General features: G+C 48.8%; 27 protein-coding genes. 8 read left to right on the top strand and 19 right to left on the bottom strand.

The features are described from left to right. Positions 1-60 precede the first annotated feature (60 nt). A complete protein-coding gene (locus tag KO512_RS19280; protein WP_215953949.1) occupies positions 61-378 on the bottom strand; it encodes a DUF1820 family protein in 318 nt (105 codons plus the stop codon). A gap of 160 nt (positions 379-538) precedes the next feature. On the opposite strand from KO512_RS19280, the gene miaB reads away from it, so the two are divergent. The 5 genes from miaB (at position 539) to lnt (ending at position 5847) form a co-directional block, all read left to right on the top strand. Continuing rightward, positions 539-1897: a tRNA (N6-isopentenyl adenosine(37)-C2)-methylthiotransferase MiaB gene (gene miaB, locus KO512_RS19275; protein ID WP_215953948.1), complete on the top strand. Its 1359-nt coding sequence runs from the start codon at positions 539-541 to the stop codon at positions 1895-1897. Between the two features lie 75 nt (positions 1898-1972). After that, the gene (locus KO512_RS19270; RefSeq protein ID WP_215953947.1) at positions 1973-2983 is read left to right on the top strand and encodes a PhoH family protein; all 1011 of its coding nucleotides are present in this window, start codon (positions 1973-1975) and stop codon (positions 2981-2983) included. Beyond that, on the top strand, positions 2983-3441 hold the full coding sequence (ybeY, locus tag KO512_RS19265) for an rRNA maturation RNase YbeY (protein WP_215953946.1): 459 nt from the start codon (positions 2983-2985) through the stop codon (positions 3439-3441). Before KO512_RS19270 ends, ybeY begins: the two co-directional genes overlap by 1 nt. Before the next feature lie 28 nt (positions 3442-3469). After that, positions 3470-4327: an HlyC/CorC family transporter gene (locus KO512_RS19260; RefSeq protein ID WP_215953945.1), complete on the top strand. Its 858-nt coding sequence runs from the start codon at positions 3470-3472 to the stop codon at positions 4325-4327. Then, positions 4327-5847 carry an apolipoprotein N-acyltransferase gene (gene lnt / locus KO512_RS19255; protein ID WP_215953944.1) on the top strand — a complete coding sequence of 507 codons (1521 nt, stop codon included), beginning with the start codon at positions 4327-4329 and terminating at the stop codon, positions 5845-5847. Before KO512_RS19260 ends, lnt begins: the two co-directional genes overlap by 1 nt. Here lnt and KO512_RS19250 read toward each other — a convergent pair. Next, entirely contained in the window at positions 5803-6345 is a 543-nt protein-coding gene (locus KO512_RS19250) for a zinc ribbon-containing protein (protein ID WP_215953943.1), read from the bottom strand. The genes lnt and KO512_RS19250 overlap by 45 nt on opposite strands. Before the next feature lie 125 nt (positions 6346-6470). Between KO512_RS19250 and leuS the strand changes: the two genes are divergently transcribed. From leuS to holA, 3 genes are read left to right on the top strand one after another with little or no spacing between them, the layout of a single operon-like run. Further along, on the top strand, positions 6471-9059 hold the full coding sequence (gene leuS, locus KO512_RS19245; RefSeq protein ID WP_215953942.1) for a leucine--tRNA ligase: 2589 nt from the start codon (positions 6471-6473) through the stop codon (positions 9057-9059). A 10-nt stretch (positions 9060-9069) separates the two neighbouring features. Beyond that, positions 9070-9585 carry an LPS assembly lipoprotein LptE gene (gene lptE / locus KO512_RS19240; protein WP_215953941.1) on the top strand — a complete coding sequence of 172 codons (516 nt, stop codon included), beginning with the start codon at positions 9070-9072 and terminating at the stop codon, positions 9583-9585. Between the two features lie 18 nt (positions 9586-9603). Next, on the top strand, positions 9604-10623 hold the full coding sequence (gene holA / locus KO512_RS19235) for a DNA polymerase III subunit delta (protein ID WP_215953940.1): 1020 nt from the start codon (positions 9604-9606) through the stop codon (positions 10621-10623). 33 nt (positions 10624-10656) lie between these two features. On the opposite strand, the gene KO512_RS19230 is transcribed toward holA, so the two are convergent. The 17 genes from KO512_RS19230 to KO512_RS19150 form a co-directional block, all read right to left on the bottom strand. Further along, complete coding sequence (locus KO512_RS19230) at positions 10657-11289, bottom strand: GNAT family N-acetyltransferase (RefSeq protein ID WP_215953939.1); 633 nt, start codon at positions 11287-11289, stop codon at positions 10657-10659. Positions 11290-11587: 298 nt separating this feature from the next. Continuing rightward, positions 11588-12028, bottom strand: a complete 441-nt coding sequence (locus KO512_RS19225; protein WP_215953938.1) for an OsmC family protein — start codon at positions 12026-12028, stop codon at positions 11588-11590. A 495-nt stretch (positions 12029-12523) separates the two neighbouring features. Beyond that, positions 12524-13546 carry a glycosyltransferase family 2 protein gene (locus KO512_RS19220; protein WP_215953937.1) on the bottom strand — a complete coding sequence of 341 codons (1023 nt, stop codon included), beginning with the start codon at positions 13544-13546 and terminating at the stop codon, positions 12524-12526. An 82-nt stretch (positions 13547-13628) separates the two neighbouring features. After that, positions 13629-14576: a lysylphosphatidylglycerol synthase domain-containing protein gene (locus tag KO512_RS19215; RefSeq protein WP_215953936.1), complete on the bottom strand. Its 948-nt coding sequence runs from the start codon at positions 14574-14576 to the stop codon at positions 13629-13631. Then, positions 14576-15580: a lipoyl synthase gene (gene lipA, locus KO512_RS19210; RefSeq protein WP_215953935.1), complete on the bottom strand. Its 1005-nt coding sequence runs from the start codon at positions 15578-15580 to the stop codon at positions 14576-14578. Before lipA ends, KO512_RS19215 begins: the two co-directional genes overlap by 1 nt. Next, positions 15573-16235: a lipoyl(octanoyl) transferase LipB gene (gene lipB, locus KO512_RS19205; protein ID WP_215953989.1), complete on the bottom strand. Its 663-nt coding sequence runs from the start codon at positions 16233-16235 to the stop codon at positions 15573-15575. Before lipB ends, lipA begins: the two co-directional genes overlap by 8 nt. After that, the gene (locus KO512_RS19200; RefSeq protein ID WP_215953934.1) at positions 16235-16516 is read right to left on the bottom strand and encodes a YbeD family protein; all 282 of its coding nucleotides are present in this window, start codon (positions 16514-16516) and stop codon (positions 16235-16237) included. The genes lipB and KO512_RS19200 overlap by 1 nt, the downstream gene beginning before the upstream one ends. Before the next feature lie 17 nt (positions 16517-16533). Next, positions 16534-17385: a D-amino acid aminotransferase gene (locus KO512_RS19195; protein ID WP_215953933.1), complete on the bottom strand. Its 852-nt coding sequence runs from the start codon at positions 17383-17385 to the stop codon at positions 16534-16536. A gap of 67 nt (positions 17386-17452) precedes the next feature. Next, entirely contained in the window at positions 17453-18622 is a 1170-nt protein-coding gene (locus KO512_RS19190) for a D-alanyl-D-alanine carboxypeptidase family protein (protein ID WP_215953932.1), read from the bottom strand. Between the two features lie 117 nt (positions 18623-18739). Continuing rightward, on the bottom strand, positions 18740-19570 hold the full coding sequence (locus KO512_RS19185; protein WP_215953931.1) for a septal ring lytic transglycosylase RlpA family protein: 831 nt from the start codon (positions 19568-19570) through the stop codon (positions 18740-18742). 5 nt (positions 19571-19575) lie between these two features. Continuing rightward, complete coding sequence (gene mltB, locus KO512_RS19180) at positions 19576-20583, bottom strand: lytic murein transglycosylase B (protein WP_215953930.1); 1008 nt, start codon at positions 20581-20583, stop codon at positions 19576-19578. A gap of 144 nt (positions 20584-20727) precedes the next feature. Further along, on the bottom strand, positions 20728-21864 hold the full coding sequence (gene rodA / locus KO512_RS19175) for a rod shape-determining protein RodA (protein ID WP_215953929.1): 1137 nt from the start codon (positions 21862-21864) through the stop codon (positions 20728-20730). Beyond that, positions 21857-23791, bottom strand: coding sequence for a penicillin-binding protein 2 (gene mrdA / locus KO512_RS19170; protein WP_215953928.1), 1935 nt, complete (start codon positions 23789-23791; stop codon positions 21857-21859). Before mrdA ends, rodA begins: the two co-directional genes overlap by 8 nt. 47 nt (positions 23792-23838) lie before the next feature. Continuing rightward, positions 23839-24306 carry a 23S rRNA (pseudouridine(1915)-N(3))-methyltransferase RlmH gene (rlmH, locus tag KO512_RS19165; protein WP_215953927.1) on the bottom strand — a complete coding sequence of 156 codons (468 nt, stop codon included), beginning with the start codon at positions 24304-24306 and terminating at the stop codon, positions 23839-23841. A 49-nt stretch (positions 24307-24355) separates the two neighbouring features. Further along, complete coding sequence (gene rsfS / locus KO512_RS19160) at positions 24356-24703, bottom strand: ribosome silencing factor (protein ID WP_215953926.1); 348 nt, start codon at positions 24701-24703, stop codon at positions 24356-24358. Positions 24704-24709: 6 nt separating this feature from the next. Further along, positions 24710-25375 (bottom strand): nicotinate-nucleotide adenylyltransferase, encoded by a 666-nt coding sequence (nadD, locus tag KO512_RS19155; RefSeq protein ID WP_252735130.1) that lies wholly within the window; start codon positions 25373-25375, stop codon positions 24710-24712. A gap of 6 nt (positions 25376-25381) precedes the next feature. Further along, positions 25382-26638, bottom strand: coding sequence for a glutamate-5-semialdehyde dehydrogenase (locus KO512_RS19150; RefSeq protein WP_215953925.1), 1257 nt, complete (start codon positions 26636-26638; stop codon positions 25382-25384). Between the last annotated feature and the right edge of the window lie 103 nt (positions 26639-26741).

Genomic DNA, 26741 nt, shown 5'->3' with positions numbered 1-26741 from the left:
GATGGACAGCCGCATGAAGCGTCAACACAGATATTATGTTGCCGCTCTTGGCTCGATTTTTTATGGATTTCTAGGAGGCATTACCGGAAAAGGTGTCACGGTGCCTTTTACTTCAGTAATTTTTGCTGGGCCTTGATGCTTGACCTCGTCGATACGAATAACCGCTTGCATCGGAATATAACTGCGTTCGACATCTTCAAACTGCTTTTTTAACTTCTCTTCAGCGGGGTCGACAACCATTGAACTCTGACTACCAAAGACGATATTTTCTATCTCAAGAAAGCCCCAAAGATCACTTTGATAGACGTTCTGCGCATAGATCTCATAGATCTCGTTCTGATTTAGAAATTTTATCCGGTAGATCGGGTCACTTGCCATAGTTCATCATACTCAACAAAAAGGTTAACTGCGGTTATTATGGGGGCGCTTTATCTGATTACAAGTGGTCAGCAGCAGCGGTTAAAAACTATGCAGTTGAGTTGCCATAAAGTATAATTCCTGCCCTTTTCATTTCTCCAAGCGGTAGAGCAGGTGTGTCATGGCCAAAAAGTTATTTATTAAAACCCACGGTTGCCAGATGAACGAATATGATTCATCTCGTATGGCTGATCTACTGGGAGAAAGCCATGAACTGGAGCTAACCGACAATCAGGCAGAAGCCGACGTGCTGCTACTGAACACCTGTTCGATTCGGGAAAAAGCTCAAGAAAAAGTATTTCACCAGCTGGGCCGTTGGCGCAAACTGAAAGCTAAGAACCCCGATCTAAAGATCGGTGTCGGTGGCTGTGTCGCCTCGCAAGAAGGTGAAGCCATTCTTAAACGTGCGCCCTATGTGGACATGATCTTTGGGCCACAAACCCTGCACCGTCTGCCTGAGATGATCGATATCACCAATGCCGGCACCCATAAGAAAGGTATCGTTGATATCAGTTTCCCTGAAATCGAAAAATTCGACCACCTCCCCGCCCCACGGGTTGAAGGTGCCGAAGCATTCGTTTCCATTATGGAAGGCTGCAGCAAATACTGCACTTTCTGCGTTGTGCCCTACACCCGTGGTGAAGAAGTCAGCCGGCCAATGGATGATATTATCGCCGAAGCGGTTGAACTCTCAGAACAGGGCGTTCGCGAAATCCACCTGCTAGGCCAGAACGTTAATGCCTACCGCGGCAACACCCATGACGGTGATAGCGCCGATCTCGCCGAGCTGATTCGTTGTATCGCTGGCATCGATGGTATCGATCGTATCCGCTTCACCACCTCGCATCCGGTTGAATTTAGCGATAGCTTAGTCGAAGTTTACCGCGACGTACCAGAACTGGTGAGCTTCCTGCACCTACCCGTACAAAGTGGTTCGGATCGTATTTTGATGGCGATGAAGCGGGGCCACATGGCGCTGGAATACAAATCATTGATTCGTAAAATTCGCGCCGCCCGCCCCGATATCACTCTGTCATCAGACTTTATAATTGGCTTCCCTGGCGAGACTGAAGCTGACTTTGAAGCCACCATGAACTTGATTGCAGAGATCGGCTTCGACAACTCCTATAGTTTCATTTATAGCCGCCGCCCCGGCACACCCGCCGCCGATCTGCCCGATGATGTATCGGAAGAGACTAAGAAGCAGCGGCTCAATATTCTGCAGAACCGTATCACCCAGCAAGCATTGCAGATTAGCCGGCGCATGGTCGATACAGTACAGCGTATTCTGGTTACCGATTATTCCCGCAAAGACCCAGGCATGCTGCAAGGGCGTACCGAAAATAACCGAGTGGTTAATTTCCGCTGTGAAAACCCAGATCAGATCGGTCACTTTGCGGATGTGCGCATCGCCGAGGTTTACACCAATTCATTACTGGGTGAGTTGGTCGGTTCTGAACTGGACGGTACACTGCAATAAGCGATGCTGGTTCGCCTCTCATTCGGCCGACCTAATCGCTACTTTAAATAGATTCGTTATCTTAAGGATGCATTCTTGAATACAGCGCAAACCATTCAGCTCACCCTCGAGCCGAATAATACCCAATCACTCGCTAACCTTTGTGGTCAGCTCGATGAACATCTGCGTCTAATAGAGCAAAGGCTTGGTATCGAGATCAGCAACCGAGGCAACCATTTTAAACTAGCGGGCAAATCCAATGTCGTGCGAGCTGGGGCCAAAATGCTCGAACAACTGTATGAAGATGCGCAGCAGGGCGAAGAGATAACCCCAGATCAGATCCACCTACTACTGCAACAATCCGGTGTCGAACAGCTCTCCGGCGGTGAAGCTACTGCACCGGTGTATCAGGCCGATATCGCCATTCAAACCCGCAAAACGCTGATTCGTCCCCGTGGGCCGAATCAACAAACCTATGTGCGTACAATACTGACCCATGATATTAATTTCGGTATAGGCCCTGCCGGCACCGGCAAAACCTACCTTGCTGTGGCCTGTGCCTGTGAAGCTTTGGAGCGTGAAGAGGTCAGTCGCATCTTACTGGTGCGCCCTGCGGTTGAAGCAGGTGAGAAGCTAGGTTTTCTACCCGGCGATTTAAGTCAAAAAGTTGACCCTTATCTACGCCCACTCTACGACGCCCTCTATGAGATGCTGGGTATCGAACGGGTTAGTAAGCTGATTGAGCGCAATATTATCGAAGTGGCACCACTGGCCTATATGCGCGGTCGCACCCTCAATGGCTCGTTTGTTATCCTCGATGAAAGCCAAAACACCACCCGGGAACAGATGAAGATGTTTCTCACCCGGATCGGCTTTGGTTCAACCGCGGTAATTACCGGTGACACCACCCAGATCGATTTACCTAAGGGTGTCCGCTCCGGCCTGATTCATGCCAGTGAAGTCCTCAAAGACGTCAAAGGCATCGGCTTTACCCGCTTTACCGCTAAAGACGTGGTGCGCCATCCACTGGTCGGACATATCGTTGAGGCCTATGATCACTATGAACAACATCACGACGCTCAGTCGGGCAATCAGCAGGGACACTAATGACTTACTATGTTGACCGCCAATGCCAAATAGCGGATGAGAACCTACCCAGCGAAGCGCAGCTCACGGAATGGGTTAGCGCTGCCTTGAAGGGCCGGCTAGAGGATGCTGAACTATCGATCCGTATCGTCGACGCTGAGGAGAGCCAAGCACTGAACCATCAGTACCGTGGCAAAGACAGCTCCACCAATGTGCTATCCTTCCCATTCGAGATGCCAGAGGGCATAGAGCTCGACCTACTGGGTGATCTGGTCATCTGCGCCGAGGTGGTTGCCCGCGAGGCGGAACAGCAAAATAAGCCACTTTTAAATCATTGGTGTCATATGGTTGTGCATGGAGTCTTGCATCTGCTTGGATTCGACCATATAAATAACGATGAAGCGGAAGAGATGGAACAGCTTGAGCGGGACATTCTTGCCAGTTTAGAGATACCTGACCCTTATTTAGTTTCTGAATAAGCCTGACACCTAACACACGGAGCACCACATGAGCGAAGAGCGATCGGGACATAGCCAGCATAAATCCTGGCTGGGCAAGCTCTCCCAGATTTTTTCTGACGAGCCGAAAACCCGAGAAGACCTGTTGGCCGACCTAAAGGACGCCACCGATGAAAACGTTCTAGATCAAGAAGCCTTCAGCATCATTGAAGGCGCCATGCAAGTTGCTGATCAGCAAGTGCGTGATGTTATGATCCCCCGTTCGCAGATGATTGTGGTCGAAGCCGACCAAACCCCGAAAGAGTTTCTACCTATTATCATCTCTTCGGCTCACTCCCGTTTTCCCGTGATTGGCGAAAACCCCGATGATATTCTCGGACTATTGTTGGTGAAAGACCTATTGCCACTCATTCTCGATGAAAACCATCTGGAAAACTTCGATATTCGTCAATATGTGCGTAAAGCGACCTTTATTCCTGAGAGCAAACGCCTTAACGTGCTACTCAAAGAGTTTCGTGCGACCCGTACTCATATGGCCATTGTGGTCGACGAATACGCCGGCGTTTCTGGGGTCATTACTATCGAAGATGTGCTTGAGCAGATTGTCGGGCAGATTGAAGATGAACACGATGTCGAAGATGATGACGGCAATATCAAGCCCTTTGATGATAACGGCTATATCGTTAAAGCCCTGACTCCCATCGAAGACTTTAACGAATTTTTCGATATCGGTATGCCAGATGACGACTTTGACACCATCGGCGGCCTAGTCACGCAAAAATTTGGTCACCTGCCCCGCAAAGATGAGAGCGTTGAAATCGATGCTTTTACCTTTAAGATTCTAAGCGCAGACAACCGTCGAATCCGCCTGCTTCAGGTAATTCGGTCAGAATCGGTCAAACAATAATGACTAACCATACCTCTTTGATATTCTGGCGAGTATTGCTAAGCACTATAGCAGGCGCGCTTGCCCCGCTATCGCTAGCACCATTTGACTACTGGTATCTGGGAGGTGTGTCTGTCGCCTTATTGTTTACACTGCTACATAACTGCTCACCCCGCGTGGGCGGCTGGCTCGGCTGGTGCTACGGTTTAGGCTTCTTCGGCAGTGGTGTGTCTTGGGTGTTTGTCAGTATTCATGAGTATGGCAACGCATCGACACTCTTAGCAGGTTCGATGACGGCTCTGTTTGTCGCCGCACTGGCTATCTTATTCGCCATACAGATATGGCTTTATACCCGACTCTTTCGCAACCTCATTGGTTTCTGCGCCTTATGGATACTATTTGAATGGCTGCGTAGCTGGTTATTCACCGGGTTCCCTTGGCTTTATCTTGGCTATGGCCTCATCGATACACCACTGGCGGTATTTGCACCACTAGGCGGTGTATGGCTGCTTAGCCTCTATGTTGTTTTAACCGCCACGCTACTAATCACCCTCATTAAACGTCTTAAACAGCCCTTACAAGCCGCGACTATTTTAATGGTGCTTGGGTTGCCTTGGATTGCGATAGAACAGAACCAGATCCCTACTCGTTGGACCACCCCCGTCGGCGAACCGCTCAAAGTAATGGTGGTACAAGCCGATATTCCACAACAACTTAAATGGCGTCCGAGTGAACTGGAAACGATTTTACAAACCTATGTCGATCTCAGTCAGGACAGCGATAAGGTTGATCTATTAGTCTGGCCAGAAACAGCGATCCCCAGCTTTTATCGCACGGCTAAAACGATGCTCAGCCCACTCATAAGCTATTTAGAAAACAACGATACCGCACTCATCAGCGGCATCCCCTCGATCTATCGTGACCCAGAAGCACCGAAAGGCCGACGCTACACCAATAGCCTCACACTGTTTGCTGGCGGTAGCGGCAGCTACGATAAGCAGCGCTTAGTGCCGTTTGGTGAATATGTACCACTGGAAAACCAGTTGCGCGGCATTATCGACTTCTTCGACCTACCTATGTCGGAGTTCAGCCTTGGAGCCTCGAATCAGCCGCTGTTAGAAGCCGCTGGCACTCAGATCGCGCCCTTTATCTGTTATGAAATTGCCTATCCAGAATTGGTGAGAGAACAGAGTTTACAAAGTGACCTATTACTCACCGTCAGCAATGATACCTGGTTTGGCCACTCAAGTGCCCCAGCACAACATCTGCAGATCGCCCGTATGAGAGCATTAGAAAACGGCCGCTGGGTGATTCGCTCAACCAATAACGGTATTAGTGCGTTAATCTCCCCCGAGGGTAAGATCGACACAACCATACCGCCCTATGAGCAAGCGGTTATGATCGGCGAGGTTCGCCGTATGCAGGGCCACACTCCCTATCAGGAGTGGGGCATTAAGCCGTTACAGATTGTTATCGGCTTGTTATTACTATTCGGATTATTCACTGCCCCACGGAGCAGACTGGCGCGTAAAGACCTCTGAGCCACACTTAGGGCAGGCTTCCAAACGACTCGTACTGGTATGCACGACGGATTCACCACACGCAACACAGGTGAACGTTCCTGGGGCGGCAATCTCACCAGCAGTATACTGATCATCCCCTTCGGCTAAACGCTGCTGTAATTCGGTGATACCGATTCGCGTTTTATCGGCTAAATCCATCAACTGAGTGGCGATGGTTTGCTCAAGATAATCAAGATCAAAATTCAACCAAGCGGCAATCCCCTCTCCAGTTTCATGGGCGTAATAACCCAGCTGTTTTAAATCGCGTTTGAGGTAGGCGCTTAGTAGGTCCATCTCGTCACGGGTCATATCTTCAGCGGCTAACTCTAACTCGACAGCCTCTTCGATTTTCTCCTGCAAGTAACTCCATGACCAATGTTCTGCAGATTCTAAATCCTGACGTAAACGGTTTAATACCCGATCATATTGCGCGCTACGATCTTTACCACGACTTTCTTTACTTCCCTTGTTACTCATATCACTCTCCAAAGCCGACTTAAAACTATATGTAGCATTACATATATTGTATCCTATGCAACACACTTGAAACTATCCTTTGACCGGCACCCTATAATAGCCGGTTTTTTATCATCAGAGTCAAAATGAACGAACAATATAACCCGCAGCATATTGAGCCTGAAGTCCAGAAACACTGGGTCGACAACGAGAGCTTCAAAGCCACTGAAGACCTGTCAAAAGAGAAGTTCTACTGTCTCTCCATGTTCCCCTACCCGAGTGGTCGGCTACACATGGGACACGTACGTAACTACACGATTGGCGATGTGGTTTCACGTTACCAGCGAATGCAGGGCAAAAATGTCCTACAACCGATGGGATGGGACGCTTTCGGCTTGCCTGCGGAAAATGCGGCTCTGAAAAATAAGGTCCCACCGGCTAGCTGGACCTACGAAAACATCGATTACATGCGCACCCAGCTAAATCTGATGGGTTTCGGCTATGACTGGAGTCGTGAGATTGCCACCTGCCACCCCTCTTATTACCGTTGGGAGCAGTGGTTCTTTACGCGACTGATGAAGAAAGGTCTGGTCTACAAAAAAGACTCTGAGGTTAACTGGGACCCCGTCGACCAGACCGTATTAGCCAATGAACAGGTGATCGATGGTCGCGGCTGGCGTTCCGGCGCACTCGTCGAGCGTAAAAAGATCCCTCAATGGTTCTTGAAGATCACCGATTACGCCGATGAGCTGCTGGATGACCTCGACAAGCTGGATGAATGGCCTGAACAGGTTCGCACCATGCAGCGTAACTGGATTGGCCGCTCTGAAGGGGTCGACCTGAGCTTTCATGTCGACGGTTTTGGCGAACTCGAAGTGTTCACCACCCGTCCTGACACCCTCATGGGCGTGACCTATGTCGCCGTTGCTCCTGGCCACCCTCTGGTGCAACAGGCTATCGCCAATAACCCTGAGTTGGCAGCGTTTGTCGACGAATGCAAAAACATGAAAGTGGCCGAAGCCGACATGGCCACCATGGAGAAAAAAGGCTTTGCTCTCGGCATTGAAGCGACCCACCCGCTTACCGGCCAGAAAGTCCCCGTTTGGACCGCTAATTTCGTCTTGATGGACTACGGCTCAGGCGCTGTTATGTCGGTTCCTGCACACGATCAGCGGGATTACGAATTTGCTAAAAAGTACAACTTGCCAATCAAACAGGTTGTCCGCCCAGCCGATAATCGTGAAATCGATATCGACAAAGAAGCCTTCACCGATAAAGGTGTATTGGTTAACTCTGGTGATTTTGATGATTTAGAGTTCGAAGTCGCCTTTAAAGCGATCTCCTCCGAGCTGCAAAGCAAAGGCAAGGGCAAAACCACCATTAATTATCGCCTACGTGATTGGGGAGTCTCCCGTCAGCGTTATTGGGGTACGCCTATCCCAGTGATCAACTGCGATCGCTGTGGCGCCGTGCCCGTACCTGAAGATCAACTGCCTGTAGTATTGCCTGTTGATGTGACTTTTGACGGTGTTGGCTCACCAATCAAGAAGATGGATAGCTTCAAGAAAACCACCTGTCCTTGCTGTGGTGGTGATGCAGAACGGGAAACCGATACCTTCGACACCTTTATGGAGTCCTCTTGGTATTACGCTCGTTACGCCTGCCGTAATGCCGATACCATGCTAGAACCCGAAGCAGCTAATTACTGGTTGCCGGTAAATCAGTATATTGGTGGTATCGAACACGCTATCCTGCACCTACTTTACTCGCGTTTCTTCCACAAACTGATGCGTGATGAAGGCCTAGTGAACTCTGACGAGCCGATCGAACGCCTGCTGTGTCAAGGCATGGTATTAGCTGACACCTACTACCGCGAAGATGAAAATGGCGGCAAGACCTGGATTTCGCCAACTGAAGTAAAGGTTGAGCGTGACGAAAAAGGCCGTGTTACTCAGGCCGTTCATCTCGCCGATGGCCAACCTGTTGATTCCGCTGGTATGGGCAAGATGTCCAAGTCGAAAAACAACGGTATCGATCCCCAAGTGATGATCGACAAATACGGTGCCGACACCGTTCGTCTGTTTATGATGTTTGCAGCCCCGCCAGAACAATCATTGGAGTGGTCTGATTCCGGTGTCGAGGGTGCTCACCGCTTCCTCCGTCGCCTGTGGAAACTGGTGTTCGATCATCTTCAACTCTCTGGTGAAGTGGTAGCACTGCAGCCGGATAGTCTTAATGATCGCCAAAAAGAGCTGCGCCGCAAAACACATGAAACCATTAAAAAGGTTTCCGATGATATTGAACGTCGCCAAACCTTTAATACCGCCATTGCTGCGGTAATGGAACTCAGCAACGCCATTAGTCGGTTTGTCGATGACAGTGATCAAGGCCGTGCAGTCGTTCGTGAAGCACTCACAGCCGCCGTGCAATTGCTCGCGCCGATTGTGCCACATATTACCCATCAACTATGGGCAGACCTCGGTAATAGCAACAACCTGCTAGAAGCCCCTTGGCCAACCCTTGATGAAGACGCATTGACGCTAGCGAATGTACAGATGGTGGTTCAGGTTAACGGTAAGGTCCGTGGTAAAATCACCCTGCCTGCCGACTCCGAAGAAAGCATCGTACTGCATACCGCGCTCGCCGATGAAGGTGTTCAGCGTCACATGGAGGGTAAAACAATCCGTAAACAGATTGTGGTACCCAATAAACTCGTTAACATCGTGGTAGGTTAAGGAAATAAACATGACAAGCTGCCAAAGCCGGCTATCGGCTACCGTATTCTTTATTGCTTGTTGTCTGCTGCTGTCAGCCTGTGGGTTTCACCTACGTGGCAGCGCAGATATAGCCGAGCCACTACGGCAGCTAACGCTGAAAACGCCAGAACGCTCCCGTAGCCAACTGGCGCCTATTCTTCGTCGACAACTGGAAGCCAACGGCGTCAGCGTCAATCAGGGCGCAGGTTATTTGTTAACCATCGTCTCAGAGAAGCGTAGTCGACGTGAAGCAACCTTGGGAGCCGATGCCGATATTGATGAATACGAACTCACCACTAAAGTGAACTTTATCGTTAGAGATCCACAGGGAGAGATTGTCTTAGAGCGTGATATCGAAGCCGAACGCACCTATGATTACGATACAGATGCCGAGACCGCCAGTAACGCGCAAGAAGCGCAACTGTACACCGAAATGGACCGTCAGCTGGCTAATCAAATTCTGCGCCTCTATACCCATGTAAAACCGACGACCCTGACCCCTTAACTGCAGACATTAGGTCCTATGAAAATAAAACCGGAGCAACTTGCCAGCAAACTTAGCCAGCAACCGGCTCCGGTCTATCTTGTCACCGGGGATGAAACCCTACTAATTGAAGAAAGCTGCGATCTATTACGTCAGCACCTCCACACTATTGGCTTTAGCGAACGGGAAACCCTTCATGTCGAGAGCGGCTTCAAGTGGGAATATCTACTCGAATGCGCTAACGCGCTCTCACTATTCGCCGAACAAAAAATCATTGAACTCCGACTCGGTAGCCAAAAACTCAACAAGCAGTCTAGCGAAATTCTGCGAGAGTACCTGCAACGCCCCGCTGAAGATAATGTGCTACTCATCATTGCGAATAAACTGGATGCCTCTGCCAAGAAGAGCGCCTGGTTCAAAGCAATTGATCAGCAAGGGATTATTGTCGAAATCTGGCCTGTCGATCTGCAACAGTTACCGAACTGGATCAATCAGCGTGCCCAGCAGATCGGCTTGACGCTGGAAAACGATGCGATCCAACTGCTCTGTGAACGCATCGAAGGCAACCTACTCGCCGCTAAACAAGAACTGGACAAACTCAACCTGCTGTACGCCGGCCAGAATGTCACCGTCGATATGGTGATGGACAGCGTTTCAGATAGCTCCCGTTATGATATCTATGGCCTGACTGAAGCCGCGATTCTACAGCAGGTGCCTCGCTGCACTAAAATCATTGAAGTACTGCGCCAAGAAGGCACTGAAGCCTCCGTTGCATTATGGGCCATCGCTCGCGACATTCGCTCCCTGATCGCTCTTCAGAGCGGCCTACACAAGGGCACACCCTTCGACACTCTCTGTCAACGAGAACGAATCTGGGGCAATCGTAAAAATCAGATGCGCAACGCCGCACAGAGGCTCTCTTCAGAAAAACTCAATAGAATGCTTAGCCGCTGCTCCCAAGCCGACGCCCAGATTAAAGGTGAGCCAGGCGATGCTTGGCTAACCCTTACGGGCATTGTCTTGCAACTGGCCGGAATCGAACTATTATTAGGTCAGTAAATAAATGCTATCCCCTGTGTTCCACCTAAAGGGCTACTCATCGATAACTCGCTCTTGCTTTTCTGTCGTCTCTGACGACTTTGTCAACGTCAAAATACTATCGCCTGGAAGCAAGCGTCCTAATAACGGCAGTTTACGTGCTTTTTTAATCCTAAATCCGTGCTTTTGATATAACCCAATCGCTTTAAAATTCTTTTCATAAACATCTAAATCGACATGGCTAATGCCATGATCATGCATATATTTTAACCAATACTCTAACAACTGCGATGCCAATCCTAACTTACGAGCCGAAGGACGGATAAAAAAATGGCTAATATAGCTTTCGGGATAGGTGAATCGAATAGTGACAGCACGATAGATTAAAAAACGAAACAATCCCGATACAGGATTAAACTGACGTGAGAAATCAAGATACCCTAGATTGTAAGGCCCTACTTTAGCAAGATAAAATGAAAGAACCCCGACAACATTTTCACCCTTTTTAATAAGAAAAAACCTTTCCCAATTAAGCTTTTTCCCAAGCAGACTGCGCTGGTCAACCTCTCCTCCCATAAATGGACGAAAACTGCCAATCACTTTAGTGGCAATTTCAAATTCTTCAGCTGTCGGTTGTCGCCCCTCTGGGACCTGATAAATTTTAAACGAATCTAACTCTATTCCCATTAGATCACATCCTCTACAAAGCAATAATTAATGCTTCAACATACTAATACAGAAAATTATAGAACAGAGCCGTTTCTCTTTATGGAGGCCCTTCTCACTACCCAAAAAACTTAATATATTATGTCTAGAGTTACTTGATAAATAGTATTTATAGATTTTTGGATGTACATCCACGATCATAATTTTGTAGAAATGCACTAATAATGGCAACCTAGATAGATGACTTCGGCTAGGAACAATATCGCATTGAGTATAATATACCATAATCGAAAAATTCCTTAGCTCATAACTATTTGCACTACCCCTCCAAGACCAACTCAACCTTGGTTTCATGCATAATATTGTCATCCAGTGGACAGCGGTGGCAGACAGCCTGAAAGAATTCCTCTTTTTCCTCATCACTCAGGTCAGCATCAATCTTCGCTTTAACGGTAATCGTCTGAAAACCTATTCGATCGTCTGTCGGCTTACCTAACAGCCCCGCTGGATTCATCGTACCGGCTACGTCGATATCGATACCACGCATCGTAATACGTTGCTGATTTGCCGCCAAGCGGGCAATACTGCCGATACAGCCCGCTAGTGAAAACAAAAACAACTCCAACGGAGACGGTCCTTTATCGGTACCACCGGCATGAATGGCCTGATCAATAATAACTTTATGACCTCGGATATCAGCATGAACCTGACAATCCGCTTTCATTGACGCTGAAACAGAGATAACTTTATTGGCTGACATAGCAAACACCTTGGACTAATAATAATTAAATAAGAATAATCTAATATAGCTATTATCACACATCTCTGACGATCAGATGAAGAGCAAAGCGAGTTGTAACCAATTCTTAATTGATATGCGTTAGTAAAACTTCACTTGCTACACAGACAGAAAAAAAACACCTTTCTATCGGCAAACGTAAAACTAATTCACTGGGTATTAGGCATCATCAGCTTCTCTTTCATTGTATTCGACAGTAGCCTGCATTCACCGCTCAAAGCAGTTGCTGATGATATTGTAGGGAGTATTCGCTTAAATCTAACAAGAGAAACGAAACAACTGAAATGAGTATTAGTTTATCGTAGCGGGGACATCTTCGAGACAGTCGCAGCAAAGTACCGTTTGCTAACATCTCACTGGGAGCTTCACCCTTTTTTAGACTTCAAAGGGGAAAACCCACCTATTCAGAAAAAGACAAAAAGAGGTGCTAACAACAGCCCTTAATAAGGCAGGTTATTATGACCCGTCAGCATCATGGGTTGTGGTCTTAGTACCTGACTGCGGATCACACCAACGCCCCTCTTCATCATGATCCAGCGTTTCACGCAGGGTATAACCACGGGTATTCGATGTTTCAAAGAAGATCCGTGACATCATTTCAGCCAACACACCGGTGGTGATAAATTGCAACGAAACCACCAATAGGAATATCCCGACTAAGAATAAGGGACGGCCGCCGATATCTTCACCAAGAAACAGTTTGACGCCAATGAGCCAAGTCATAATCAATGATCCAGCGACTCCCATCGCGAGACCAAGATAACCGAAGAAATGCCCAGGACGCGCTTTAAACTTAAGGAAAAAGAACACCACTAATAGATCAAGAATAACTCTAAAGGTGCGCGACAGACCGTATTTAGACTCCCCAAATTGACGGGCATGATGGTCTACCACCGTTTCACCGATGCGTGAGGGCTTAGTCACCGAGGCAACCCATACCGGAATAAAGCGATGCATTTCACCAAACAAACGCACCTGTTTAATAACGCTGGCACGATACACTTTCAGGCTGCAGCCATAATCATGCAAATTGACGCCAGTGACCTTAGCAATCAATCGGTTGGCTTGGCGGGAGAAAAACTTGCGGGTCGACTCATCTTCCCGCTGCTTTCGCCAGCCCTGCAACATATCGAGGTCGCGCTCTTCCATCTCCACGATCATCCGTTGGATATCAGCGGGATCATTTTGTAGATCGCCATCCATAGTGACAATAATTTCACCACGGGCGGCATCAATACCTGCCTGCATCGCTGCAGTCTGACCAAAGTTACGCTGCAACTCGACAATCCGCAGGTGATCGCCCCACTGTTCCCGAGCTTCCTTTAACCGTCCCACGGTGTTATCTGGACTACCATCATCGACGCAGATCAGCTCCCACTTACCGGAGTAATCACTAAGGCACTCATGCACTCGCTCAACCAGCGGAAATACGGAGTCCTCTTCTTTATACATCGGTACGACGATCGATAATGATTTCATAAACTACCCAGATTCAGGACATAAAATTGTTTTTGGACTCTATCACAAAGCCCTTTTGATATGAAGGTAAAGCCCATGACAGCTAGTCTACAGCTCGTTCGATTGTTGCCTGCAGCGGCTCTTCATGGTGAAAAATCTTCGCCACTAACCAACCCAAACCAAAGGCAATAAATGACATCAATAACAGAAACAGATGCAATTGCACCGCCACTTTTAATAACGCCGTGGTATCGATGGTATAAAACTGACCGGCCAATACAAACGCAGCTTCAAAGGTACCAGACCCCGCCACCCCGTGAATGGGAAGAATAGACGAGAGATCAGCCACCGCAACACTGGTAACAGCCTGTGCCAGCGTCAGCTGTGATAACTGCAATACCACCCCAAGAAACGCCAATAGCTTAGTCAACCAAACGGCATAAGTGGTTATTACAATTGCACCAAAGTGACCGCCACGGGTGGGCAAATCATGGAAAGCCTGCGCTAACGTTGCCAATTTAGCGCTGTTTGAATGGCCCAACAACCAAACCACCAACCGCTTACCTTGATTAAACAGTAACAGACCTACCACCGTCACCAGTGCCAACCCCAATGAGGCCCAAGGGCTGAATTGCCAAAGCGCCAGAATACCAGCCACCGACAGCAGCGCCACCAGATCAAGCAATCGATATAACAGAAGATGAGAAGATGAATTCACCACGCCAATGCCAAAGTATCGTTTGATCAACACGGGGAAAGCCACTTCGCCGGTACGCATCGGCAACAGATTATTGAGCAGGTTATGATTGGTGCTGAGATAAAACATCTGTGGATAACGGCTGGCAGGTAGCGCAAAACTTACTTTAATCCGCAGCGCTCGCAATGCATTACTGGCTAGCGATAACACCACCAACAATGCCAGTGTTGCACCGCTAAATCCCTGCCACGAGGTTAACAGGTTGTACCAGCCGATCTGATACTCGACTACTGCTAGAGTGATGAATAGAATCACCACCGATAGCAGCAGTTTAAGCAGTTGAGCGCGACGCATCAGCTGATTGTTTCACCTTTGGCTTGCAGATCAGCATGGTAGGAGGAGCGCACCAGCGGCCCACTCGCAACCTGAGAGAAGCCCAGCTCTTTAGCCACCTTCGCATATTCATCAAACTCAGCCGGCGTCACATAGCGATCAATCGGCAGATGATCACGGCTAGGCTGTAGATATTGGCCAATGGTCAACATATCCACATCATGGGCGCGCAGATCTTTCAATACGTCAAAGATCTCCTCCTTCGTTTCACCCACACCCACCATCAAGCCAGACTTAGTCCGCACATCGGGGCAGCGCTGCTTATATTTCTGCAGCAGATCGAGTGACCACTGATAATCAGCACCAGGGCGTACTTTACGATATAACCGCGGCACTGTTTCCATGTTGTGATTAAACACATCCGGCGGTGTTTGCTGGAGAATATCTAAGGCGATATCCATCCGACCACGGAAATCTGGCACCAGTGTTTCAACCTGAATAGATGGCACCGCCTTACGAGTTTCAGTGATACAGCGAGCAAAGTGATCGGCACCACCATCACGCAGATCATCTCGGTCTACCGAGGTAATCACCACATAACGCAAACCCATATCGGCGATGGCTTCCGCTAACTCTTTCGGTTCATTTTCCGGTAGTGCTTTAGGGCGACCATGGGCCACATCACAGAATGGACAGCGACGGGTACAGATATCGCCCATAATCATGAACGTTGCCGTACCATGACTGAAACACTCGCCCAAATTGGGACAACTGGCTTCTTCACAGACTGAGGCAAGCTTATGTTTACGCAGCTTATTCTTAATGCCCTGAACTTTAGGCGTGGTTCCCAGAGAGACCCGCAGCCATTCAGGCTTACGCAGAATCTGATCTCGCTCAGTGGGGATAACCTTCACTGGGATACGGGATACTTTTTCAGCCCCCCGCAGTTTTACACCCGCTTCCGCACGTTTTGGCTTATCGTCCGCAGACCCTGCACTTTGCACATTTACGCTATTTTCAGACATCTATACCTTCCAACGAATTAGCATTGGTGCGCTCGTTATATTCGAGTCTTTTCACCAGAATTTCTATAAGTGAATCCTTAACGGATTCTCTGTCGACATCGTCGACTAGGTTTTTCAGCCGAGTCACAGCCATACCGGCATAGCCACAAGGGTTTATCCGGTTAAAAGGTTCGAGATCCATATCTAGATTAAAAGCCAACCCGTGAAACGAACAGCCTTTACGTACCCGCAATCCCAGCGAGCAAATTTTTGCTTCGTTAACATAGACGCCCGGAGCATCGGCCTTCGCATACGCCTCAACACCATAACGAGCCAGCAAATCAACGATGCTAGCCTCCATCCGCGCAACCAGCTCTTTAACGCCAAATTTCTTACGGCGGATATTCAATAAGAGGTAAACCACCAACTGCCCTGGGCCATGGTAAGTTACCTGACCACCGCGGTCGACCTGCACCACAGGGATATCACCGGTGCTTAGCAGATGCTCCTCTTTACCGGCCTGCCCTTGGGTAAACACAGGTTGATGTTCCAGCACCCAGATTTCATCGACCGTCTCCGCCGTACGCGCCGCCGTGAAATCCTGCATGGTTTGCCAGGTCGGCTGATAGTCCACCAGCCCCAAATCACGAATAACAAGCTGTTCAGACAAGGCCATCATATCACCATCGTGACACGGCCCGTCTCTAACAGATCCTCATGCAGTGCTTTCAGTTGCTCATGACCGGTTGCCGTAATTTTCATGCGAATCGATGTAAAGGTGCCTTTGCTGCTCCCCTGCATCTCAACTTTGGTGATATCCAAATCAGGCACATGGATACGCACCACCTCAATCACCACATCTTGAAAATCAGGTCCGTCACGCCCAATCACTTTAATCGGATAATCTGGACAAGGAAACTCAATTTTAGGCGCTTCTTGCTTTGTTTCTTCTGCCATAATTTTCTCTCACGCATTCAGCCATTCATCAGGTTATCTTGATAACGGGTAAACAGCTCGAACATTCTTGCCCATAACGGGCCCTTGTTTCCATCAGCCACCGGCTGACCATCAATTTCAACCACCGGCACCACCGCCCGAGTTGAACTACTCACCCAGACCTCATCAGCCGCCAGTAATCGAGCATAGCTGATATCCGCTTCCTGCATCGCAATACCGCCCTGTCCCGCCAACTCAAGGATCAATTCTCGGGTCGTGCCACCAAGAATTTCAGAGCCTCGCTTAGGTGTGTAGATAACACCTTTTTCCACGAGCATCAGGTTACAGGAAGCGCCTTCAGTCAGCAGACCATCACGCATCATTAATGCTTCTTGCGCGCCTGCCTGCTTGGCCTGCTGCATGACCAAAATATTGGGTAGCAGACCCGTACTCTTAATATCACAACGCCCCCAACGTAGATCATCGGTAACGATTGCCCGAACGCCTGATACCGCATCAGGCCCCGCATTATAAATATCCTTGATAGGATTACAGCAGGCAAACACGGTGGGTATCATGTCGGCATCATAAATATGGCTTCGACGGCCAGTATTACCACGGCTAATCTGAAGGTATACCGATAGATTACCACCGCCATTCAATTCAACTAGGCGGGTAAGAATAGTGTTCCAGTCAAAATCGGCAGTAATCTGTATCGCCCGCAGGCTATATTGTAGTCGCTGTAGATGCTCATCCAGCCGGAAGCTCACCCCTTGGTAAAAGGGAATCACTTCGTAGACACTATCACCAAACAGAAACCCTCGGTCAAAAACCGACACTTTGGCTTGATCTTCGGAGATATAGTCGCCGTTCAGAAATACTATATTCATCTTCGTTTAACGACAGATGCCCGGACTCATTAACTAAGTCCGGGCATCCACGCCTCAAAACCTACGATTAGTTAATCAGGTTATAAAAGAATAACGCGATGGCATCCCAGATACGTTGCAACAAACCCGCTTCGGCAATGCTCTCCAAAGCGACAACCGGCGCTTCAGCAACCACTTTATCTTCCAACATCACTTTTAGGGTACCAAAGCTTTGACCTTTTTCGATCGGCGCTTTAATCACTTTATCCAAGTCTAACACCGCTTGTAGCTGCTCGCCTTCACCCCGTGGGATGGTGATCGCCATCGCATCGGTCAAGCCAACTTTCAACTGATTCTGCTGACCTGCCCACACCTTAGTGGTTTCCAATACCTGACCGGCATCATAAAGCTTATGGGTACGGAAATAACGGAACGAGTAAGCTAACAACTTCTGGCTTTCCTGAGCACGCGCTTCTTCACTGCTGGTTCCCATCACCACGGTGATCAGACGCATTCCATCCCGCTTTGCCGATGCAACTAGGCAATAACCTGCAGCATCGGTATGGCCTGTTTTCAAACCATCTACAGAATCATCCCGCCACAACAACTTATTACGATTAGGTTGGCGGATTTTGTTATAGGTAAAATACTTTTCAGAATAAACCCCATATTGCTCGGGATAGCTTTTAATGATTGCCCGCGCTAGCAAGGCCAAATCAAAAGCTGATGAGTAGTGATCATCGGCCGGTAACCCAGTGGCATTCATGAAGTGGGTATTTTCCATACCTAATAACGCGGCATGCTGATTCATCATATCGGCAAAGGCGGCTTCACTGCCGGCAATATATTCGGCCACAGCCACACTGGCATCATTACCCGACTGAATAATGATCCCTTTCAATAGGTCACTCAATAAAACCTGAGTACCTTCCTGAATAAACATACGTGAACCTGGCGCGCGCCAAGCCTTCACTGAGATAGGTACCAGATCATCCTTACTGACATTACCTTTAGTCAGCTCTCCCTCAAGGATATAGCTAGTCATCATCTTCGTCAGACTCGCTGGCGGAAAACGCTCGTTCTCACGGCTAGCCATGATGACCTTTCCGGTATCCGCATCCATAACAATATAAGCCCGCGCTGCAACCTGTGGAGGAGCTGGGGTAATCTTTGCTGCCTGCACCGGCAGAGAAAAGATACACAGTGTTAACAGAACGAAACGAATTAGAGCCGAACGACAAATAAATTTTCTAATCATAGTGTTATAGATACTTTTTTCGGTTGCAGAAGGTCTAGATACTGCTCAGACCTAAAAACAGACTAAAGGTTCGCGAAGAATTCAGCAGTTACCGATAGCCGATCCATTTAAACGCGTCTAGTCTACCAAATGTGGCTGCAGATAGCCTGCCGCTTCGATTCGAGACACTAATTCAGCTAAATTAGCATTCAACATAACAGGGCCGACTTGGACACGGTATAGCGTGCGGCTCGAGCGTTGCAGTGGCACAATTCGAACCTGATACCCCGGCAACATCGTCTGCAATTGCTGTTGTGCATCGATTGCCGTTGTTTCCAAACCAAAAGCACCCACCTGCAGATAACGAGCACCATCAGACGGCGTCGCCGTTGTTGGCGCCGGCACTGTACTAACAACCGTGGCAGTCGAAGTGCTCCAACGGCTTGGATCAATCGCCTCAACCTCAACATTCGCAGTACCTTGGCCCAGCATATCTAACTTAGACGCGGCGGCATACGAAAGGTCGATAATCCGTCCACCGTGGAATGGCCCTCGGTCATTAACTCTAACAATCACCTTACGGCCATTCTTAAGATTGGTTACCTGAACATAACTCGGCAATGGTAACGCCTTATGTGCTGCGCTCATCGCATACATATTATAGGTTTCACCATTTGACGTTTTATGGCCATGGAACTTCTTGCCATACCAAGAAGCGACACCACGTTCCTTATAGCCATTACCCGATGCCATCACATGATAGGTTTTACCCAGCACGGTATAGGGACTTTTATTTCCTCCTCGGCTTTTAGCTTCAACCCGAGGTACGGCATTCGGCACATTGGACACATCAACATTACTCGAAGGTCCGTAGTCCTGATCCACAGAATAGCGGCTTCCAGAAGAGGAACAACCCGCTAATAGCGCGACCATTGATAGCACTAAAAGATTGTGGATAACTCGACTCATGTTAATTAACCCGCCGTTGCATTATGTTTTTCAGCCACCGCCTGCCCCAACTCATAAACAGCCATGGCGTATAACCGACTATGATTGTAGCGGGTAATGACATAAAAGTTATGTAATCCGAACCAATGCTGAAATTCGCCATCTTTTTCCAACCGCATAAGCGTCGCCTTGCTATCAAGGTTCAGATCTTTGCGGGTACGAATTCCTCGCTCAGCCCACTCAGCTAATGTCAGCTCGGGTTTCAAACCGTTATTAATCCACTCTTCATTGGCCAGTTGCTGCATCACCACATTGGAACGCACCGCTTCACCTTTTTTCCAGCCATGGGCGCTGAAATAATTGGCCACACTACCGATCGCATCAACGGGGTTGTTCCAGATATCTTTCTTACCATCACCATCAAAATCAACCGCGAAACTTCTGAAGCTACTCGGGATAAATTGACCATAGCCCATCGCTCCTGCATAGGAACCTTTTAAGCCGAATGGATCGGCTTTCTCTTCACGTAACAGGTAAAAATACTCTTTCAACTGACCCTGAAAAAACTTACCACGGGGTGGATAATCAAAACCCAGCGTCGATAACGCATCTATGACCCGGTAGCTACCCATATTCCGGCCATAACGGGTTTCAACACCAATAATCGCGACGATAATATGCGCTGGCACACCATATTCTTTCTCTGCCTTATTCAGGGCATCGCTATATTTATTCCAGAACTCAACGCCCTGCTTGATGCGCGCATCCCGCAAAAAGATATTACGATACTCGCCCCAGTTAAGACGTTTTTCAGCCGGACGGGAGATCGCTTTCAGAATACTTTCCTGACGTTCTGCAGACTGTAAAATCGTTCGGACCTGAGACTCGTCAAACCCCTCTTTTGCCATATCCGAGATGAACTGCTGCGCAGCAGGATGATCGCTATATCCATTAGCCGCCACCTGAGTTCCCCATACCAACCCAGTACAGAGCGCAACTCCAGCTAGCAAGCCTGAAAATTTAGTTCTGAACATATCACCCCACCTTAAATTAACCATCGTCATGATGGCATTGCTAAATTATTGTATCGCTATCAACAGCGCTCTCAGCAGTATCCTGACTTTATCACAGAGTCACAACAACAAAACCGCTGAGTTACTATCTTTCCTCATACCCGATTAATGAGTAATCATCTGCCGGTGCGCCTGCACCGACATCAACAATCCAAAACCGGCCATCAATGTCACAATAGAGGTACCACCATAACTAACCAGCGGTAGCGGCACCCCCACCACGGGCAAAATGCCCGTCACCATACCGATATTCACAAACACATAGACAAAAAAGGTTAACGTGACACTGCCAGCCACCAGCCGACCAAAACTATCTTGGGCCTTAACAGCAATCACGAGCCCTCGACTAATAATCAACAGGTAAATCAGCAGTAGCACCAAAATACCGATCATACCAAGCTCTTCCCCCAAAACCGCGATAATAAAATCGGTATGGCTTTCAGGTAAAAAATCTAGCTGCGACTGAGTGCCCAACATCCAGCCTTTACCCTCAATACCACCAGACCCGATAGCAGCTTTCGACTGAATAATATTCCAGCCAGCCCCCAAGGGATCACTCTCGGGATCAAGAAAAGTCAGAACCCGCTGCTTTTGATAATCTTTCATCACCATCCACAGCCCTGGCAATCCTGCAGCGGCGACCATTAATGCACCAAAGATATAACGCCAATAAATACCCGACAGTAGTAACACAAAGATTCCAGAGGCGGCTATCAGCAACGATGTGCCCAAGTCGGGTTGCTTCATGATCAACACCACTGGCAAGAAAATCAGTATCAGCGAAATCACAATATGCCGAAAACTAGGTGGTAATGGCCGATTCGCCAAATAGCAGGCTACCATCAAAGGTAGTACTAATTTAACAACCTCTGCCGGCTGAAAGCGGAACCCAGGTAGCGCGATCCATCGCTGCGCCCCTTTAGCACCAACCCCCACCAGTAATACCGCCAACAGCAAGCCGAGACTCACCACATACATCGCCGGAGCCCAGCGAGCAAACAGCTGCGGCCTCATCTGAGCAAAAACCGTCATAATAAACAGCCCAGCGCCCATGCGAATCGCCTGTCGAATCACATAGTCCATATCGCCACCTGATGCACTGTAAAGCACCAATAAACCGTAACCACACAGAATCAAAATCAACAGCAGCAATATGCCATCTAAGCGAGTATATGACCAAAAACCTCGACGTCTCGCTAGGTGAGGATGAGCATCCGGCATTGTTCGTTGAAAATCAGCCATCGGTTGCAACTCCCGTCATTTCGGTCTCGCCCGCATCCTGTTTTTTCAGGGCCATAAAGGCATTAATCACTTCTCGTGCTAACGGTGCTGCGGTGCTCGAACCACCACCCCCATTTTCAACAATCACCGAAACGGCAATCTCTGGCTGATCCGCCGGTGCAAACGCTAGAAACAACGCATGATCTCGGTGACGCTCGGCTAAACTCTCAGCATCGTAGACAGCATCCTGCTTAATCCCGACCACCTGGGCGGTACCCGTTTTACCCGCTATTTGAAAATCCAATCCATGACCGACTTTACGGGCGGTACCACGAGGGCCATGCACCACCGCCACCATGGCATCGATAATCCGCTGCCAATACTGTTCATTTTTTAACTCAATATTGGGTAACACTGCACTAGTGCCCTCAAGACCACTAATCTCCACCACGCTACCATCAATCACTTTGGGGTCGCGTTTTTGGTTGTGAGTCATCACCCCTTTAAGCATTCGCGGCTGTTTCCACACACCACGATTTGCCATCACCGCCGCGGCTGTCGCCAACTGTAATGGTGTTGTCAGCATCCAGCCTTGGCCAATACTCAGGTTAAGCGTATCCCCAGAAAACCATGACCCTCGGCCAGTGCTACGCTTCCAAGCTTTAGAGGGCAGAATACCGGGTAATGCCTCAGGCAGATCAAGACTGGTCACCTGACCAAAACCAAACCGACCAAGATAATCCGATATAATGTCCACTCCCGTACGGTTGGCAACATCATAGAACCACACATCACAGGATTGATAGATCGCCATATCTAACCCCACCGTGCCATGCCCGCCACGTTTCCAATCTCGGTAGCGACGGCCACCATGGGTCAAAGTGTAAAACCCAGGATCATATACGGTATGGGAAGGACTGACGGCACCACTATCGATCACGCCTAACGCAACCATGGGTTTGATCGTAGAACCGGGAGGGTACTGTCCCCGTAGCGCCCGATTGAACAGCGGCAGGTCTGGGGATTCCCGCAGTGCTTTATAAGCTTTCGTACTGATGCCGGTAACAAACAGGTTCGGGTCATAACCGGGATTACTCACCAACGCCAGAATCCCACCGGTTTTAGGGTCTATTGCCACAATGGACGCCCGGCGCCCTTCTACCAGCTTTTCGGCCGCCTGCTGCAAACGTATATCGAGATGCAAAACGATATCTTTACCCGGCACCGGATCGGTCTGCTCAAGCACCCGCATTACTCGTCCGCGGGCATTGGTCTCAACCTTGTGATAACCCACTTGGCCATGCAAAAGTGGCTCATAAAAACGTTCTATCCCCAGCTTACCGATATAGTGAGTGCCACTATAATTTTTCGCATCGACTCGCTGCAGCTCTTTCTCATTGATACGCCCAACGTAACCCAGTGCATGCACTAGACTCGCGCCAAAGGGGTAATAACGAATCAAATCAGCCTCTACCTGAACCCCCGGCAACCGCTGATAATTAACCGCAATTCGCGCGATCTCATCATCCGTTAGCCGAAAGCGCAAAGGCACGGTTTCATAGGGGCGCCGACGCTGCTTCAAACGTTTACGGAAGGACTTCAACTCTCTTTCCGTGATAGGAATAAGGCGCTGCAGTTCCGTCAGCGTGGCCTCAAGATCACCCATCTTCTCTTTCAGCAGCGTCACACTGTAGCTTGGGCGATTATCAGCGAGCAAGGTACCATTACGGTCGTAGATCAACCCCCGGGTCGGGGCGACCGGCTGTAGCTGAATACGATTATCATCGGACACCGCCGCTAACTGATCATGCTGAACAACCTGCAAGAAATAGAGTCGTCCGATCAAAACACCCAGCAACAAAAGAACCACCATGAAGGCAATCACTGACCGTGCTAAAAAGACCCGTCCCTCTTTGGTATGATCTTTCAGGCTATCAAAGGCTGACATCTAAGCAATTCTTCACAGGTTGGTTTTCACGGATAGGTCGTTGGCGATTATTTATGATAGGGATGGCCTTGCAAAATACTCCACGCCCGATATAACTGCTCGGCAAGGAGGATACGTACCAGAGGATGCGGCAGAGTCAGTCCCGACAGGGACCATTTCTGATCAGCCAACGCAACACACTCAGGAGCGAGCCCGTCAGGACCGCCAACGAGCAAACTGACATTGCGGCCAGACATCTGCCATTGCTCGGCCTGTTCGGCTAACTGCTCGGTACTCCAGTTACGACCGCCGACTTCCAGAGCAATGACCTGATCACCTTTTGGAATCGCCGCTAGCATCAATTCACCTTCTTGACGTTTGGCACGGGCCAGATCAGCCCCTTTACCTCGATGCCCCAAAGGGATCTCGATGATATCAAGGGCAAACTCGTTCGGTAGGCGTTTCTGGTACTCATTAACCCCTTCGATAACCCAGCTAGGCATTTTGGTGCCTACGGCAATAAGGCGTATTTTCATACTAAGATCGGTGTCCTTCTATCTGATGGAGATAACAACTCAGCGCTAACTAAACGGTTTCCGGTTCAGTAACGCTATCAAAACCCCACAGTTTTTCTAAATCATAGAAGCTACGCGCATCTGGCATCATGACGTGAACCACTAGGTCGCCTAAATCCACTAAGACCCAATCACCTGTATCTACACCTTCAATACCCAACGGCATAACACCCTGACGCTTCATCTCTTCCTGTACATGTTGTCCTATAGACATCACATGTCGCTTAGAGGTTCCGCTGGCAATCACCATCCGGTCAGTCACTGTTGATTTATTGGTGACATCAATCTCGACAATATCCCGTGCTTTCATATCATCAAGGGCTTCACGTACAGCGACGATCATCTGATCCATTTCCATTAGTAATTATTTACCTTCAGTTGGTTGCTCATAATTATAGAGCTTGTTTTGTTTTATATAGTCCCACACCGCATCCGGTATGAGGTAGCGAGGCGAGTGTCCAGCACTGATCAACGCTCTAATCTGTGTCGCAGAAATACCCAGCGGCGTCAGTTCACGAAAAATCACATGACCTGCCGGAAATTGCAGCATAGTATCAATATCGTCAATTTCATGTTTTTTGCTGATCTGTTTCATCTGATCGCAAGGCTCATAAATCCACCCTGGACGTTTGACCACCACAATATGGCAAAGATTCAGAAGTTCTTGCCACCGATCCCATTGTGGCAGAGAAAGGTATGCATCCATACCCAGTATCATACAGATAGGCAGATTTTCACCCAGTTCACGGCGAAAAGACTCCAACGTTAATACCGTATAGGAAGCTTCGGCAGAGACAACCTCTCGATCATCCGCTACCAAGGCGCGCTCATCGGCAACCGCTAAGCGCACCATATCTAAACGTTGCTGACCACTGCGCTCCGGTTGTTTACGATGCACTGGCGCTTTAGACGGCATCAAAGCGACTTGTTCGACACCCAGCCACTGTTGAATTTCCAGCGCGGTGCGCAGGTGACCATTATGGATAGGATCGAAGGTCCCACCCATAAAAACCTTAGCCAATTGGCTCATCACGTATTATTGACGGACATGACCATCACCAAGTACCACATATTTTTGCGAGGTTAAACCTTCCAGACCCACCGGTCCTCGGGCGTGTATTTTATCTGTTGAAATACCCACCTCGGCACCCAAGCCATACTCAAAGCCATCAGCAAAACGGGTAGAGGCGTTAACCATCACTGAACTGGAGTCCACTTCCCGCAAGAAGCGCCGTGAACGCGTGTAGTTCTCAGTGATAATCGAGTCCGTATGATGAGAACCATAGCGGTTAATGTGCTCAATCGCTTCATCCATATCATCAACCAGTTTAATCGACAGAACAGGCCCTAAGTACTCGGTTTCCCAATCGATTTCGGTGGCTTCCTTAATATCGGGCAACAACAAACGGGTTTTCTCGCAACCACGCAGCTCAACGCCTAGTGACTGATACTGTCCCGCCAATTCTGGCAGAATATCTTCAGCGCGTTCGCTATGCACCAGCAAGGTTTCCATGGTATTGCAGGTGCCGTAACGATGCGTTTTAGCATTAATCGCCACGTTGATCGCCTTGGATTTATCGGCATCCACGTCAATATAGACATGACAGATACCATCCAAATGCTTAATCACCATCACCTTCGCATCACGACTTACTCGTTCGATTAGGCTTTTCCCACCACGAGGCACAATCACATCGACATATTCAGGCATAGTGATCAGCTCACCCACGGCCTCTCGATCGGTTGTTTTCACTACCTGCACGGTATTTTCCGGCAGCCCAGCGGCCTTAAGTCCAGTTTGAATACATTCCGCCACCGCGGTATTACTGTGAATCGCCTCAGAACCACCGCGCAAAATAGTGGCATTACCCGATTTCAGACACAGGCTCGCCGCTTCAACCGTCACATTAGGGCGGGACTCATAAATAATACCGACCACCCCAAGAGGCACTCGCATTTTACCCACTTGAATCCCACTGGGTTGATAGTTCATATCAGTAATCGCACCGATCGGATCGGGTAGAGCAGCCACCTGACGCAAACCTTCAATCATGGTATCAATCTGAGACTGCTTTAGTTCCAGACGATCCAGCATGGCATCATCAAGGCCATTCACACGACCCTGCTCTAGGTCTTTAGCATTCGCCGCCACCAACTGGTCACGGGATGCATCAATCGCATCCGCCATTGCCAGTAAAGCACGGTTCTTTATTCCGGTATCTGCTTTCGCTATCGCTCGTGAAGCAACACGCGCCTGCTGACCCAGTTCTGCCATATACTCTTTAACGTTCATAACCTTCCTTCTCCGTCGAGACCGCGCATTATAACCTGCCCGACAGCAGGGGTCATCGACAGAGAAAGCAAAACAGCAAAAAACCCGTTTTTGCGGGGTAACT

Origin of the sequence: Amphritea atlantica, assembly GCF_018860855.1 — a bacterium.
GTDB lineage: Bacteria > Pseudomonadota > Gammaproteobacteria > Pseudomonadales > Balneatricaceae > Amphritea > Amphritea atlantica_A.
The sequence above is the reverse complement of the archived record's forward strand: the minus strand, read 5'-3'. Positions and strand labels throughout refer to the sequence as shown.